Consider the following 14,154-nt stretch of genomic DNA (forward strand, 5'->3'; position numbering starts at 1 on the left):
CCTCCTGCGTTTACCGGGCAATTTCTGCCATATGGAGCGGGTGCATACTGCCTTGGCCCTGCACTGTCACCCCTTTGGCTGCGGCAACCCCTTTGCGCAAGGGCATGGAGCCATTGCAAACCCCCTGCCCTGCACGGTTTTCAGCCAATACGCGCCACGCGCAAAAGGTTAGTGGACCCACTTACGCCAAAGGGCACACCGGCGGCTATCACCACGGAATCCCCTTCCGCCCCTATGCCTGCCCGGTTCACCACATCCAGCGCGGCCTCCACCACATCTTCCACCGTGGTTGTGGGCTTGTGCGGCGCGCTTACAAAGGCCCGCACACCCCATACCAGCGCCATGCGCCGGGCAGATGTATGTGTGGGCGTAATGCCCAGAATGGGGCATGTGGGCCGTTCACGCGCAATGCGTAGCGCCGTGGGGCCGCGGTGCGTGTAAGCCACAATGGCCGGGGCCTTGAGCGTATCCGCCACCTGCTGCACAGCACTGGCAATGGCATCGGCCACGTAATCTTCCGGGGCCAGACGGGCTGCGGCCATGTGGGCCTGCCAACCGGCATCTTCCTCCACCCGCCACAAAATGCGGTTCATAATCCGCACAGCCTCACGCGGGTATTTGCCCGCTGCGGATTCGGCAGAAAGCATTACGGCATCTGCACCATCAAACACGGCTGTTGCCACATCCGATGCCTCGGCCCGTGTGGGGGTTGGGGCAGAAATCATGCTTTCCAGCATCTGGGTGGCCACCACAACGGGTTTGCCCAGCCTGCGGGCAGCGCGGATAATGCGCTTTTGCACCAACGGCACGGTTTCGGGCGGCAGTTCAACGCCCAGATCCCCACGCGCCACCATAACTGCATCAGACAGTTCCAGAATGGCGTCCAGATTTTCAACGGCCTGCGGTTTTTCCAGCTTGGTCAGCACGGCGGCGCGCTCACCCACCAGCGCACGGGCCTGCGCTACATCCTCGGCCCGCTGCACAAAGGAAAGGGCCACGTAATCCACCCCCAGATCCAGCGCAAAGGCCAGATCCTTGCGGTCTTTTTCCGTCAGGGCGGGAATAGGCAGCGCCACATCCGGCACGTTCACGCCTTTATGGTCAGAAAGCGGGCCACCTACATCCACCCGCGTTTCTATCCAGTCTGGCCCTACCTTTTCCACCACAACGGCCAGCTTGCCATCATCCATCAGCAGGCGGCTGCCGGGGCGCACGGCGCTGATAATTTCCGGGTGCGGCAGGTTTACGCGGTGCTCATCCCCCGGCACGTCAGACAGATCGAACCGAAAGGTGGCACCCGGCTGCAAGATAATACGGCCTGCGGCAAAGCGGCCCACGCGCAGCTTTGGCCCCTGCATATCGGCCAGAATACCAATAGGGGTGCCCAGTTCTTCTTCCAACCGCCGCACAATGGCGTGGCGGGCGGCGTGATCTTCATGCGTGCCGTGGGAGAAGTTGAAGCGGAACACATCCGCCCCGGCCAAAGCCAGATCGCGGATGGTTGCATAATCTGAAGAAGCCGGGCCGAGTGTGGCCACAATTTTAGTACGGTAGGTTTGCGCCTGTTCTGCGCCCGAACCCTGTTGTGTGGATTCAGCCATATCTGTTTCTCCTTCTAGTCCGCTGGGGTCTTTCAGGAGGGGTTAACGGCCTCATCAGCATCCACACCCCAGATCGCCTTGCGTGGCACCCAGCCATTATACTGTTTAACGGAAACCCTGCACCAGGCAGACCCCGCCGCACATTCCTTAACAGAGCCTACAGCACCCGGTTTCAGCACCGCTACAACGGGGGCGTCATCACTGGCACTTGCACGAAGCATAACGGCACCCGCAATACTTTTGGCATCATCCAGCGTGGGCACTGTTTCTACAACGCGCGTATCCATGTGGCCGGATGCGGGAATTTTCTCACCATTCTTGTCCAGCTTGGGTGCTATGGGGGCATCATCCCCCGGGGGTTCACCCGGCACCAGAAAATCTCGCCCGCCTGCAAGGGTGGCCTGCTGCATCCAGCCCTTCTGGCCCGTGGGGTCTTCTACCAGACGCCACACGTCAAATTCACGCTCGATCCGCACCGGCATACCGCGGCGATGATACACCCAGATAATGGGGAAACGCTGCCCCGGCCCGGCACGCATGTTCACTTCATCCGCCCGCAATGCCGCATAACGTGGCAGCGGCAAGCCCGTTACAGTGCCCTTTGGTGGTTCTGGCGCGGCATCTGCCGGAGGAGTGGCCGGGTTTGCGGCATCTGCTGCGGCTGTGCCAGCGGCAACTGCCCCTGCCCCCGCTGCGGCCCCTACGGCAGCCGTGGCGGCGGGGTGGTGCTTGGCGGCAGCGGCATGTGTGGCTGTGGCCTCATGCCCAGCCGCGTGGTGCTTTTTATGATGCTTGCTCTTTTTGCTGTGTGCGGCCTTGGCCTCTGCACTGTCTGACTTTGCGGTGTCCGACTTGGCGGAAGCCTTTTTTCCCGCCTTGGCAGAAGCGCCTTCATGCGTGGCCCCTGCATGATGCGCGTGGTGGCTGTGCGCCGAGGTTTTTTTCTGCTCTGCCGCATTGGCAGAAACCGTGGGAACACTGGCAAAAGCCACGGCACAGCCTGCCGCACAGGCAAGCAGGTGAAGCCGGAAAATGGAAGAGCGTGTGAACATCATGCCTGCATCCCTGCCAAGAGAGACGCGCCGGGGCAAGAGGCATCACACCTTATCCCGCGCGTGGCGGCAGATAAGGGCGCACGCCCTGCCCTGCCAAAGCCGCGGCAAATCTAAGCCAAACCTTGCATTCCCGCCAGACATGCCCCGCACATGCAGCCTATGCCCAACACACCCTGCCTGCACAGCCCTTGGGGAAAAGGCCCGTATTCTCCGCTGCCTGAAGGTGCAGCATCTATAAGTGCGACAGGAGTCGCAGCCGCATATGTGTTTGTGGCTGCCTACCCAGCAGAAGGTGCGGCCTGTTGCTGGGGCGTGTGGGCGTGTTCCGCCCCCATGCCGCCACATACGGGGCAGTTGGGGTCTGCCTCCAGCATAATGGTGGTAAAGCGCGTGCGCAGGGCATCCCACATCAGCAAACGCCCAGCCATGCTTTCCCCTATGTTCAGCAGCTCCTTCAGGGCCTCGGTGGCCTGCAAGGTGCCCATCACGCCCGTTACGGCACCAAACACCCCGGCCTCACCACAGCTCAGGCCAGAGGCTTCACCATCGGTTTGTGGGTAGAGGCAGTGGTAACACGGCCCACCGCGCCACGGGCGAAAGGTGGAAAGTTGCCCCTCAAACCGCTGCACAGCGGCAGAAACCAGCACTTTGCGGGTTTTTACACAAACGGCGTTCACCACATAGCGGGTGGCAAAGTTATCGCACCCATCACACACCAGATCGTACTGGCTTATCAGCCCTTCTGCGGATGTCGCATCCAGCCGCTGGGGGTGTGTTTCCACCACAATACCGGGGTTGAGGGCCTCCAGCGTGGCGCGGGCGGAGTCTATCTTCCTGCGGCCCACATCGGCCGTGGCGTGCAGGATCTGCCGCTGAAGGTTGGAAAGCTCCACCACATCATCATCCACCAGCCCGATGCGCCCCACACCGGCTGCGGCCAGATACAGTGCCGTGGGTGAACCCAAGCCCCCCGCGCCAATAATCAGCACGGAAGCCCCTTTCAGCGCCATCTGCCCAATTCCGCCAACCTCGGGCAAAAGAATGTGGCGGGAATAGCGCTGGATCTCGTCTTCAGAAAACTGCGAAATCATGGTGGGGCGTCCTGAAAAAAGTAAAAAAGGCAGTGAACCGATCGGTCAGAATGGCGTTAAACAGCCATCATGCTTCGTGTTGTGGCAGAAATCACGTTTTTGTAATAACACCCAAAACATGACATGTTAGTGTGCATCAGAGGTATGCTTCTGTTATAGTAACCTGCAAAATCAACATAAGAGGAATGCAAACATGATATCCCTTCCTCAGTTTGGGCAACCTGCCCGAGCAGCCAGTCTGACCCCGCGCCAGACCGCGCGGGGGATATGTGTTGCCTCAGCCGCAGCAGCGCTGGGTGTGTATCTGGCTTCCCCTTTTGTCACGCTGTGGAGCGTGGGTTCCGCCCTGCATTCGCACGATATGACGGCCCTTGGCCAGGTCATCAACTGGGGGGCGCTGGATGCCTCCATCAAGCATCAGACGCTGAATGGCCTGCACCTTGTGCCTACCTCGGACGATCTGCCCGAGTTTGGTGAATCCTTTGCTGCCACCGCTGTTTCTAATGCGGTGGATACCACGGTTACGCAAAACAATCTGGGCATGCTGGTCGATCAGGCCATTCCGGCGGCGGTGCCGGTCAGCCAGCCCAATATTTCCTTCGCCTCTCTGGCGGCCCATGCTTCCGTAAGGTTTGCACGGCTTGATCAGTTTGTGGCGGAAGTGCCCCTGCCGGGGCATGAGCGTGAAACGCCCCTGCGCATTGAAATGCGGATACAGGGCTGGCGCTGGAAAATTACCAATGTGGAATTCCCCACTGCGCGGGCTCCAGTGCTTCAGGCTTCTGCGGCGCCGTCCAACGCCTGAAATCTAACCCGCCTTCTCCCTAGCGCATGTGGGTGGCCCTTATAAAAAAGGCCACCCACCCGCAGGCAGCAATAGAGTGCCAGCCTACGCATGAAGTGGCCTTGCAAGCCTGTGCGCCGATTTATTTGGCTGCGGGCAGGTCTTCTTCCAGCACCACAATGTTTACGGCGTAGGACACATCACCATCTTCATCATCACGATGGATGGTGCCAATCACTTCACCATCTGCTGCCAGTTCAACAGACATACCTGCACGGGGTGCGGGGTTGATGGTCAGCTTTTCGGAACCCAGCAGCCTGCGCAGAGCTGTCTGGAGCCGGGAGATTTCTGAAGGAGATATGGAACCGCTCATGTCATTCTTTTCCTGCTGGCATAACTTTGCGCCAAAATAAGACAGGCCGCGCAGGCATGGGCCACCCCGCCCAAAAATGGTGGAGCGACCGGGCACTGGCGCGGCCGCCTTTCCGATCTGTGGCCCCGCTATAGGACAACCACCCACGCTGCCGCAACCTTTCCGCAGCATTGCCCTGCCAGCGCCACTTTCTGCAGTGCATGTAACCCACAGGTTAGAGGAGGATCTGCCATTGCGTTTCTTGCGTGCTCTTGTGCCGGTGCTTTCTGCCTGCGTGCCGGTGGGGATGTGCCTTTTTGCCCTGCAACATGCCCCGCTGCCTGCACGGCAGCCAGAACGCACCACCCATATTCTGAACATGGTGGAACATGATGGCGCAGCCCAGACGGCACAAGCCCTCTCGCGCCAAAAAGGGTGGGCGGATGTGCAGCACGCCGTAGCCTCTGGCCAGCCCGATGCCGCGCGGCTTGTGCCCGCACTTTTGCCCGCAGCAGATTCGCGCACAACGCACACACTTTATAAAACCATGCAGGCCGCCCTGCCCAAGCACCCGGCCATTGTGCTGGCCGCCACCAAACAGGGTGGCCCCTTGCAGGCCGATGTGCAGGCCGTGTGCTCCCCCATAGGTATGAGCCACGCATGGCGCCAACAGGCCCGCCAAGCTGTGGCCCATGTGCATGATGTACATCTGTCTGACCGCGCGCAGCGGTGCCTGAACAGGCTGGATGGCTGAACACTTTTTTGTTGATTTTTTAAAACAGTTTTTATGAAACCCTGAAGCTGGCACAAAAAACCAAGAAATACTGCCAGTTTCAGCCGGTTTATACGCGCCTGTTCAGCCCAAAACGCTGCACAGGGCAGGAATGCACCACACGCAATTTAGATATGACCTGAGCGCGTGAAGTGGTAACATCCAAATATTAGATATTCATTATTAGAATATCTCTCAAAAAAAATAACAAGAAGCGAACCCCGGCCCATGACCGCATACCCCGGATTTTCTCGTCCCGGACAGGCCATTGCCGCCGTTTACTGTCCGGCTTTTTCTCCTCCTGCCTTTTCTGCCCGTACGCCTGCTTATTGGCCTGCCTTTGGCCTGCACATTCTGCTTGCAGCTTCTGCCGCCGGGGCTGCCGTGTGGCTTGCCCCATCTGCACACGCAGCAGAAACAGCACCTAATGCTGCGCATCTGCATTATCCGCACACATCTGCTCCTGTGCGCAGGGCCCCCGCAACAACCGTTGTGCCCGCCAAGGAAGCACCAGCAGAAGTGACATCCTCTGCCGCACCGGCGGCCAAACCGGGGTTTTGGGACAATGCGCGCCTGCTGCCCCCGCTCACCAGCCGGCCAGAAGCGTATGGTCAGCCACAGTCTCTGGAGCTTTCGCCCCTGCCTACTGCCCTGCTGCACCAAGGGCCGTGGGGGGTATTTAACGCCAATACCGGGGCCGCCGCAGGGTTTGGCACCGTGGGGTATTACGCTGTTTCTCGTTGGGCGGAGGATTGGTCCAGCCTGCGGGACAAGCGCAACCGCCTGGATGCCATGGATGCGCTCAAATACATTCCCTTCAATCAGGAAGGCGATATTTATCTGTCCTTCAGCGGCAACTTCCGCCAGCACAATTTTTATGATCAGCGCGCAGGCTTTGGCACCATTAAAAAAGACCCCGCCTACCGCAACAACTTCCGCTGGAATCTGGGCGCAGACCTGCACTTGGGTGAACACGTCCGCCTGTATGGTGAATTGATGAGCGGGCAGGCCGCAGGTGTAAACTACTATGGCTATGCCGGGGGCCGCTGGCGCAGCAAGCTGGATGCCCAGCAGGCATTTGTAGAAGTGCGCGGCAAGGTGCTGGGCGCCACCGTAGGCGGCATGGCCGGGCGCATGACCTTTTTGGATGCACCCCCGTATTTTACGGCAGGAAGCGTGTACCCCACGCTGCCGTATTCATGGAACGGCCTGCGCGGCTATGCCTTTTGGAAGAACTTTCGCGTAGATGGCTTTTACCTGACCCTTACAGATAATAGCCCGCCCATTGCCTTCCATGATACCGTGGGGTGGAGATCTCGCCTGTTTGGGGCTTACACATCTTACGCGCTGCCCAAGTTCTCGTTTTTAGGCAAAAGCAGCCAGGTGTTTGTAGATAGCTTTTACTACGGCATTATTCTGGCCAGCAGCGCCCTGCCCACCGCAGCAGGTGGCAGCATTGCGGGCTCTACCCACCGCGATACGCCGGGCATGCGCGTATGGGGCAACGCCGGGCCGCTTGAATTCTCTGTTGGCGGCATGTGGCAGGGTGGAGAATTCCGCGCCGCCAAAAGCGGCCCCACACGGCCTGTTTCTGCCTATTCCGTCAACGCCACACTTTCATGGCGCTTTGCCAAATGGGCGGGGCATCCGGCTGTGGGCATTCAGGTGGATGATGTGTCTGGCGGCAACATGAACAAAAGCCAGAGCAGCAGTTGGGGCAGCTTTCTTTCACCCTACGTGCCCAGCGCCTATTACCTGGATATCAGCACCTATATCGGGCAATCCAACATTATTGATGTAGGGCCTATTGCCACGGTTTCCCCCACCCCTAACACCACCTTGCTGATGAAGGTGCCCGTGGTGTGGCGCAACAGCAAACAGGATGCCATTTATGCCAGCGGCACGGCTTTTTATAACCTGCGCCCACACGGGGCCTATACAGCCACCATGCCGCAGGCCAGCTTTACGTGGCGTGCCACGCGCCACATTACGCTAAGCATTGATGGTGAATATATTTTTGCCTCCAAAACCATGATCAACGCGGGCGCCTCCTCCGGCGCGTTCGTGCAGAGCAACTTGGAGCTGACGTTCTAACACCCCCCTTGCGTGCCCCATAAGGGCACTGCGGTACAGACAAACTGCCCCGTCCATCGTAATGCTTGCAGCATATACAAACCAGACGGGGCAGCCCCACGCGCCACGCATGTCCTGAACATGCACCCATCGGGCCGCCCTGCACAGCCAGACCAAGCAGCAGCCCGAGGCCCCAGCATGACGCCATCCCCCACCCGCCGAGAACTCACCCTGCGCGGGCTTATACTGGGCGCGCTTATCACCATCGTTTTTACCGCCTCCAACGTGTATCTGGGCCTGCGTATTGGGTTAACGTTTGCCTCCTCCATTCCTGCCGCGGTTATTTCCATGGCGGTGCTGCGGATGCTGGGTGGTGGCTCCATTTTGGAAAACAACATGGTGCAAAGCCAGGCCTCGGCAGCGGGCACGCTTTCTTGCGTGTTTGCCACTTTTCCGGGGCTGGTGATGGCGGGGTACTGGCAGAACTTTCCGTTCTGGCAAACGGCTGGGCTTTCCCTCGCCGGGGGCATATTGGGCGTGCTGTTTACCATCCCGCTGCGGCGTGCGCTGGTAACGGAAAGCAGTCTGCCTTACCCGGAGGGTGTGGCTGCGGCAGAAATTCTGCGCGCCGGGGCAGAAAAAGGTCATAGCCAAGGGCTGCGTGCCCTTATTGGCGGCGGCGTTATTGCCACGATTTTCTCATTCGCCAGTGCCGGGCTGCGGCTTTTGGCAGATACACTCACCCTTACGGCCTCGGCCGGGGCAGCGGTGTTTCAGTTTTCAGGCGGGCTTTCCCTTGCCCTTGTGGGTGCGGGGTATCTGGTAGGGTTGGCAGGCGGGCTGGCCATGCTGCTGGGCTGCATTTTGGCGTGGGGCATGGGTGTGCCGTGGCTTACGGCCCATTTGCCCAACCCGGAGCATCTGGCCCCTGCCGCCTTTGCGCATGATGTGTGGTTGCACAAGGTGCGCTTTATTGGCGCGGGCGCCATTGCCGTGGCATCACTCTGGACATTGGTGGAGCTTATGCCCCCTGTACTACGTGGCCTGCGCGCCATGTTTGCAGGCCGTGGCCAAACACTGGTGCCCGATGCCGAGCGCGATATGTCTGGCCGCAGCATGGGGCTGTTGCTGCTGCTTTCTGCCGCCATGCTGGCCGGGCTGTTTGCGTATTTTCTGGCCCCTGTTGCGGTAGGGTTCTGGCCTGTTGTGGCCGCTGCCGTGCTGTTTTGCATTGTGTTCGGTTTTATTATGGCCGCTGCCTGCGGCTATATGGCGGGCATTGTGGGCTCATCCTCCTCCCCCATATCAGGCATTATCATTATTGGCGCTGTGCTTTCCGCTCTGATGATTCTGGCGTTGGAAGCCTTGGGCCTTGCCCCCACCAGCATGATGGCGGAAGGGCAAAAGCTGGCCACGGCTTTTACCATTTTAGTGCTTTCGGCCATTACCGCCACAGTGGCTATTTCCAACGATAACTTGCAGGATCTTAAAACCGGGCAGCTTGTTGGGGCCTCACCGTGGAAGCAGGAAGTGGCGCTGATTGTAGGCTGCGTGGTAGGCGCTGCGGTTATTCCACCTGTGCTAAACCTGCTTTATCAGGCCTACGGTTTTGCGGGCGCCATGCCCCGCCCAGGCATGGACCCCACACATGCGCTCTCCGCCCCACAACCCGCGCTGATAGCCATGATTGCCAATGGCATTTTCACACACTCGCTAGACTGGAGCATGCTCTCAATTGGCATGGTGCTGGGGGCTGTTCTGGTGGGGGTGGACCAGCTTTTGCGCCGCCGCCATATGGCATTGCCGCCTTTGGGTGTGGCGGTGGGGCTGTATCTGCCTGCCTCTGTCAGCATTACACTGGCTTTTGGAGCCATTCTGGGCTGGGGGCTAAAGCACCATATCAAAACCCGCAGGGCGCAAACCGCGCAGGGTGCTTCCACCTCCAATGCCGCCATTGGCACCATGTTGGCCTCCGGCTTTATTGTGGGTGAAAGCCTGACAGGCGTGGCGCTGGCCGTGCTTTCTGGCGCGCTGGGGCAGGATGATGCCCTCTCTATCGCACAATATGTGCCCCAAAGCCTGCCACCTGTGTTAGGCGTTGCGGCTTTTGGGGCCGCGTGCTGGTGGTTTGCCCGCAAAACCCTGCAAGCCGAAGCACTGGGCCGTTAACGCTGCCCGCGCCCAAAGCCCAGCCCCAGCAGGGCCAGCCCAAACACCAGCCCCGCCCAGCCCCACGCCATGCCGGGTGGGGTAAAGGAAAAGCGAATTTCCGCTGGCCCGTTTGGCAAAGCTACCCGCTGGAACAGGTTTTCTTCATACCCAAGGGCGGCTTTCTGCCCGTTTATGCGCACATGCCAGCCGGGCAACATGAGTTCGTGCCGGATAAGCGTAGCAGGCGTGCGGCAACTTGTGCGCAGTGCGGTGCGTGAAAGTGGTTGGATCTCGCAGTTCTCGGGGGCCTCAAAATACGGGGTGGGATGCGGTAGGCGGTACAGATCATTCGCCGCACTGCTGTAAAGAAGTTGCAGGCGTTTTTCGGCAGGGGCCTCCTGCTGGCCCGGCAAGGCCATGCCATGTGGCACCACCGCCAGCGCCACGCCCAAGCGTTCCAACACCTCCGGCTTTTGGCCCAGCACATCCTGCAAAAAGAAGTGCCCATTTGGGGTGTTGGGCGTAATGCCATCAAACGTTACGGGGTTGAGGTTTGTGCCAAAATCGTGCTGCAAACGGGCAATCCACGCAGCGGGCATGGGCACGCCGTTGTGGTTGATGGAGGCCAGCCCAAAATACGCGCCATAATTGGGGGCCAACCCGCCGAGGGAAACAAATCTGTTCAGCCCGATCTGGGCCTTCATGGTGTTTATCAGCGTGGCATCTACCGGCAATACGCTGCGGGTGGAGAGCAGCGGCACGCAAAACAGAAAAAGTGCTTCTGCCACCACAACACTTGCCAGAACCGCCACCCGCCACCGCGCCAGAATGGGCAACAGCAACGCGGCAAGGCACAGCGCCACCAGCGCACCACCAGCCAGCACGGAACCAAACGCATAAAAGCGGGAAGAAACTGGCCCCTGCGCAAAGCCCCATAAATCCGCCCGCGCGGGGGCGTTCCAGCGCCACACGGTATAGGTGACCAACAGCAACACGCCTCCGGCGCATAATGCGGGCCATGCTGTTGCCAGCCAATTTTTGGTGCGCTGTTTTGCACCCTCCGCGCGCGCCTGAATGGCGGCATGGCGGCACACATCATCCAGCCCGAAGGCAGCCAGAAGAAGAAGCGCCATTTCCTCCATCGGGTAGCAAAAGCGATGAAAAAACGTGAGCGCTATACCGGGTATCATATCCACAAGCTGGGCTATGCCCGGCAGGTTGGCCTGCTTGCCCACACACGCCACAAAATAGGCCGCCAGCAGTATACGCGCAGCCCGCTCCCTTCGCCCCCACAGGCCCAGAACAGCCAAAAACGGCAGCACGGTGCCCCAGTATCCGCCCACGCTCCACCATGCCTCATACCGAGAAGCCGGGCCGTAAAAGATGGGGCCATTGATGTAGGGAAACAGCGCCATGGCCCAACACGTTATGGGCTGGGTGATGGAAATACCCGCTGCGTGGTCTCCCACCCACGCATGGGGCAGATAAGTGGCAAATGCCACAAGCTGCGGGGCGGCCAGAAGCAGCGCCGCGCTGCCCCCAACCGCAATGGCGGCGGCAAACGGTGCACGCGCCCCCGCGGGCTGTTGCGCCAGCCGCAAAAGCGCCCAGCACAGCACCAATGTGCCTTGCAAAAACGCGGTTTCGGGAAAGCTGGAAAGCACCATGCCACCCAAGCCAAGGGCCAGAATGCTCCAGTTACGCACACCAGCCCAGCCACGTGCTGTGCCGCGCAATACCTCCACCCCCAGCAGGGCCAGCGGCAAAAAGGCCAGCGGCTGGCTTGGCCCATCCGATGCCCATGCAAACGTGCCGTTAAACGCCCACAGTACGGCCCCCGCCAACACCACGCGCGCATCCATCCCCAGTTTGCGCAACAGGGCGTACATGCAAAAACCTGCCAGAATTTGCAGCGCAATTTTAAGAAACAGCAACCCACCGGGCAGCCCTAAAAGCAGCACAAAAGGCAGAAAGAACGCGCCGGGCTGATACTCCCCCGCAAGCGGCATGCCCACGCCGCTATACGGGTTCCACCACGGCAGAATACCATGCCGCCAATCTGCCGCGGCCAAATGCCCCAGTGCCTGCACAATCACGCCCGCGCAGCCATCCACCCACCCCGGCAGGCCGGGCAGAATGCCGCCTTCCAGCCAGTTACGCCGCGTTTGCGTACCTGCCGAAAGCACGGAAATGGGGTCGGACGTTGCGCCACCCCACAGGGCCGGGCCAAGCAGTTCTAGCAGATGCACCAGCACAGGCAGCAACACCAGCACAACCACGTGCCATACGGGCCAATGTGCACAAAACCGATGGCGGGCAGAAAAAGAAAAAGCGGGCATATGCCCGCCTTAGCAAAGGGGAGGCCGTATTCCTACACAATACGCCCCCTTGTATGCGCGTTAGTGCTGCAAAAAGACCGGCACATCCGGGTGGGCCAGAATGTAATCCGTCGCACTGCCCATAAGCCGGTTATACAGCATGTTGTGCTGATACCCGCCTATCACCAGCAAATCGGCCCGCCGGGCATCTACCTCATCCAGAATGGATTGGGCGGCCTTGCTGGCATCATCACTTGGTTTTAGCTCCACCCGTTCGGGCGTAATGCCGGGCAGGATATCCATGGGCATGGGGGAATCTGGCGTTTGCAGCACATCCACCTGTTTGGCCTGCGCCAGCAGCACACGGGCAGAGGCAAACGCCTTGCGGCAGCCATCTGTATCCTTCCATGCCATCAGAATATGGTCTCCACTTGGGCGGTCCCAAAATGGCGGCACAAACAGAACGGGGCGGCCTGTCTGAAAAATGGCTGATCGGGTGGCCAGTTTTTTCTGGTCACTATCCCGGCTATCGGGAAAGCTCATGATCAGCAGATCAGCATCCTTGCCATAACCGCTGATAATTCTGTCCACCGTAATTTCGGGGTCCAGCCAGTTTACTTCCACCTTGTTCAGCCGTTCTGCGCCAGAACCATATTCCTCCGCCAGCCAGCGATGGAAAATAGCGTGCAGGCTATCTGCCCATTCACGCTGGTTTTCACGCAGCACGGCGGCACTTTCATCTGTCAGGCCCATATTGCCCAGCACCTGCGTGGGGGGCTCCCGCGCGGCCAGAACATCCATGCGGTTGCCATTTACGCGGGCCAGAAACTGTGCGGCCATGTTAAGCAGCACTTCTGCCTGATCCTGCTGGCTGAGAATAACAAGACATCTCTGCATTGCCTGCGCTCTCCCTTTCTTATCTGTGGCGTGTCACCACGCACACCTATGGTGGGCCAGCGCCAGAAAGCATCCGCACCAAACGTGCCTGCCGGCTGAAGGGTTGCCCATCCCCCCAACTGTGCCACGCCTGCCCTCTCTCTGGAAGGTGAAGAAAAAACATGCCGCCCCCTCTCGCATTTCGGGGCAAAGCGCGGCACAACCGCAAGAATTACACCCGCCCTTACGCAAGAAAAGGATACGGCCACCGTGTTGCTGAACGTGATTGAACGCGGCCCCGATGCCCCCTCTACCCTGCCGCCGGTTGTGCTGTTGCACGGGCTGTTTGGCCGCGCGCGCAATCTGGGTTTTGTGCAACGTAAGCTGGCCGCCACCCGCCAGACGCTGGCAATGGATTTACGCAACCACGGCAACAGCCCCCACGGCCCCATGAGCTACCCCGCCATGGCGGAAGATGTGCTGGAAACCATGCACCATTACGGCATGCAAAAAGCCATGGTGCTGGGCCATTCCATGGGTGGCAAAACCGCCATGATGCTCTCACTCATACACCCTCAGGCGGTGCAAAGCCTGCTGGTGGTGGATATTGCCCCCGGCCAGGGCGGCTTTGCCCGCATGGACCTGCCACCGGGGCTGGATAAGCTGGCCTTCCCCCCACATCTGGACCTGCGCAGCGCAGATGAGCTATTGCGCCCGCTTATTGCCAATGATGCCGTGCGGCAGTTGATGATCCAGAACATCCGCATGGGGGATAACCCCGGCTGGGCCATTGGCATGCACGATATTCTGGCCGGCATGCCCGCCATGATGGGCTGGCCCACACTGCCCGCCAGCGCGCAGTATAGCGGCCCCACGCTGTTTATAAGGGGGGAAACATCACCCTATATTCAGCCCACCAATTACCCGCAAATGCGCCATCTGTTCCCGCATTATCGGCTGGAAACCATTAACGGCGCAGGCCACTGGGTGCATGCAGATGCCCCGCGCCGGTTTATGGAACTGGTGGAAGAATTTGCCACCCAGACAGAAAACGCCACCCCCGCCTGAGGGCACAAAAACG

12 protein-coding genes are annotated in these 14,154 nt (G+C 59.8%); 5 read left to right on the forward strand and 7 right to left on the reverse strand.

Annotated features, from left to right (window positions below):
• Window positions 1–10 precede the first annotated feature (10 nt).
• From QQM41_RS02860 to QQM41_RS02875, 4 genes are all read right to left on the reverse strand, one after another.
• Window positions 11–148, reverse strand: a complete 138-nt coding sequence (locus tag QQM41_RS02860; protein ID WP_339077640.1) for a hypothetical protein — start codon at window positions 146–148, stop codon at window positions 11–13.
• Complete coding sequence (gene pyk, locus QQM41_RS02865; RefSeq protein ID WP_339077641.1) at window positions 141–1,601, reverse strand: pyruvate kinase; 1,461 nt, start codon at window positions 1,599–1,601, stop codon at window positions 141–143. The genes QQM41_RS02860 and pyk overlap by 8 nt, the downstream gene beginning before the upstream one ends.
• A 32-nt stretch (window positions 1,602–1,633) precedes the next feature.
• Window positions 1,634–2,656, reverse strand: a complete 1,023-nt coding sequence (locus tag QQM41_RS02870; protein WP_339077642.1) for an SH3 domain-containing protein — start codon at window positions 2,654–2,656, stop codon at window positions 1,634–1,636.
• Window positions 2,657–2,934: 278 nt separating this feature from the next.
• On the reverse strand, window positions 2,935–3,747 hold the full coding sequence (locus QQM41_RS02875) for a molybdopterin-synthase adenylyltransferase MoeB (RefSeq protein ID WP_339077643.1): 813 nt from the start codon (window positions 3,745–3,747) through the stop codon (window positions 2,935–2,937).
• A gap of 193 nt (window positions 3,748–3,940) precedes the next feature.
• Between QQM41_RS02875 and QQM41_RS02880 the strand changes: the two genes are divergently transcribed.
• Window positions 3,941–4,552 carry a DUF2939 domain-containing protein gene (locus tag QQM41_RS02880; RefSeq protein WP_050819367.1) on the forward strand — a complete coding sequence of 204 codons (612 nt, stop codon included), beginning with the start codon at window positions 3,941–3,943 and terminating at the stop codon, window positions 4,550–4,552.
• Window positions 4,553–4,673: 121 nt separating this feature from the next.
• Here QQM41_RS02880 and QQM41_RS02885 read toward each other — a convergent pair whose 3' ends face one another.
• A complete protein-coding gene (locus QQM41_RS02885) occupies window positions 4,674–4,904 on the reverse strand; it encodes a DUF3126 family protein (RefSeq protein ID WP_012812599.1) in 231 nt (76 codons plus the stop codon).
• Window positions 4,905–4,980: 76 nt separating this feature from the next.
• Here QQM41_RS02885 and QQM41_RS02890 point away from each other — a divergent pair, with 76 nt between their 5' ends.
• The 3 genes from QQM41_RS02890 (at window position 4,981) to QQM41_RS02900 (ending at window position 9,897) form a co-directional block, all read left to right on the forward strand.
• The gene (locus QQM41_RS02890) at window positions 4,981–5,637 is read left to right on the forward strand and encodes a hypothetical protein (protein WP_196332527.1); all 657 of its coding nucleotides are present in this window, start codon (window positions 4,981–4,983) and stop codon (window positions 5,635–5,637) included.
• Window positions 5,638–5,883: 246 nt separating this feature from the next.
• A complete protein-coding gene (locus tag QQM41_RS02895) occupies window positions 5,884–7,749 on the forward strand; it encodes an alginate export family protein (RefSeq protein WP_339077644.1) in 1,866 nt (621 codons plus the stop codon).
• 177 nt (window positions 7,750–7,926) lie between these two features.
• The gene (locus tag QQM41_RS02900; RefSeq protein WP_339077645.1) at window positions 7,927–9,897 is read left to right on the forward strand and encodes an OPT family oligopeptide transporter; all 1,971 of its coding nucleotides are present in this window, start codon (window positions 7,927–7,929) and stop codon (window positions 9,895–9,897) included.
• Here the strand turns inward: QQM41_RS02900 and QQM41_RS02905 are convergent.
• Both QQM41_RS02905 and QQM41_RS02910 read right to left on the reverse strand, forming a co-directional pair.
• On the reverse strand, window positions 9,894–12,218 hold the full coding sequence (locus QQM41_RS02905) for a hypothetical protein (RefSeq protein WP_339077646.1): 2,325 nt from the start codon (window positions 12,216–12,218) through the stop codon (window positions 9,894–9,896). The two genes, QQM41_RS02900 and QQM41_RS02905, sit on opposite strands and share 4 nt — an antisense overlap.
• A gap of 60 nt (window positions 12,219–12,278) precedes the next feature.
• Window positions 12,279–13,094 (reverse strand): universal stress protein, encoded by an 816-nt coding sequence (locus QQM41_RS02910; protein ID WP_050819362.1) that lies wholly within the window; start codon window positions 13,092–13,094, stop codon window positions 12,279–12,281.
• A 249-nt stretch (window positions 13,095–13,343) separates the two neighbouring features.
• Here QQM41_RS02910 and QQM41_RS02915 point away from each other — a divergent pair, with 249 nt between their 5' ends.
• Window positions 13,344–14,141, forward strand: a complete 798-nt coding sequence (locus QQM41_RS02915) for an alpha/beta fold hydrolase (RefSeq protein ID WP_128104982.1) — start codon at window positions 13,344–13,346, stop codon at window positions 14,139–14,141.
• Window positions 14,142–14,154: the final 13 nt, after the last annotated feature.

Origin of the sequence: Acetobacter sp. AC2005 (assembly GCF_037901235.1) — a bacterium.
In the GTDB taxonomy this organism is placed as follows: domain Bacteria; phylum Pseudomonadota; class Alphaproteobacteria; order Acetobacterales; family Acetobacteraceae; genus Acetobacter; species Acetobacter oryzoeni.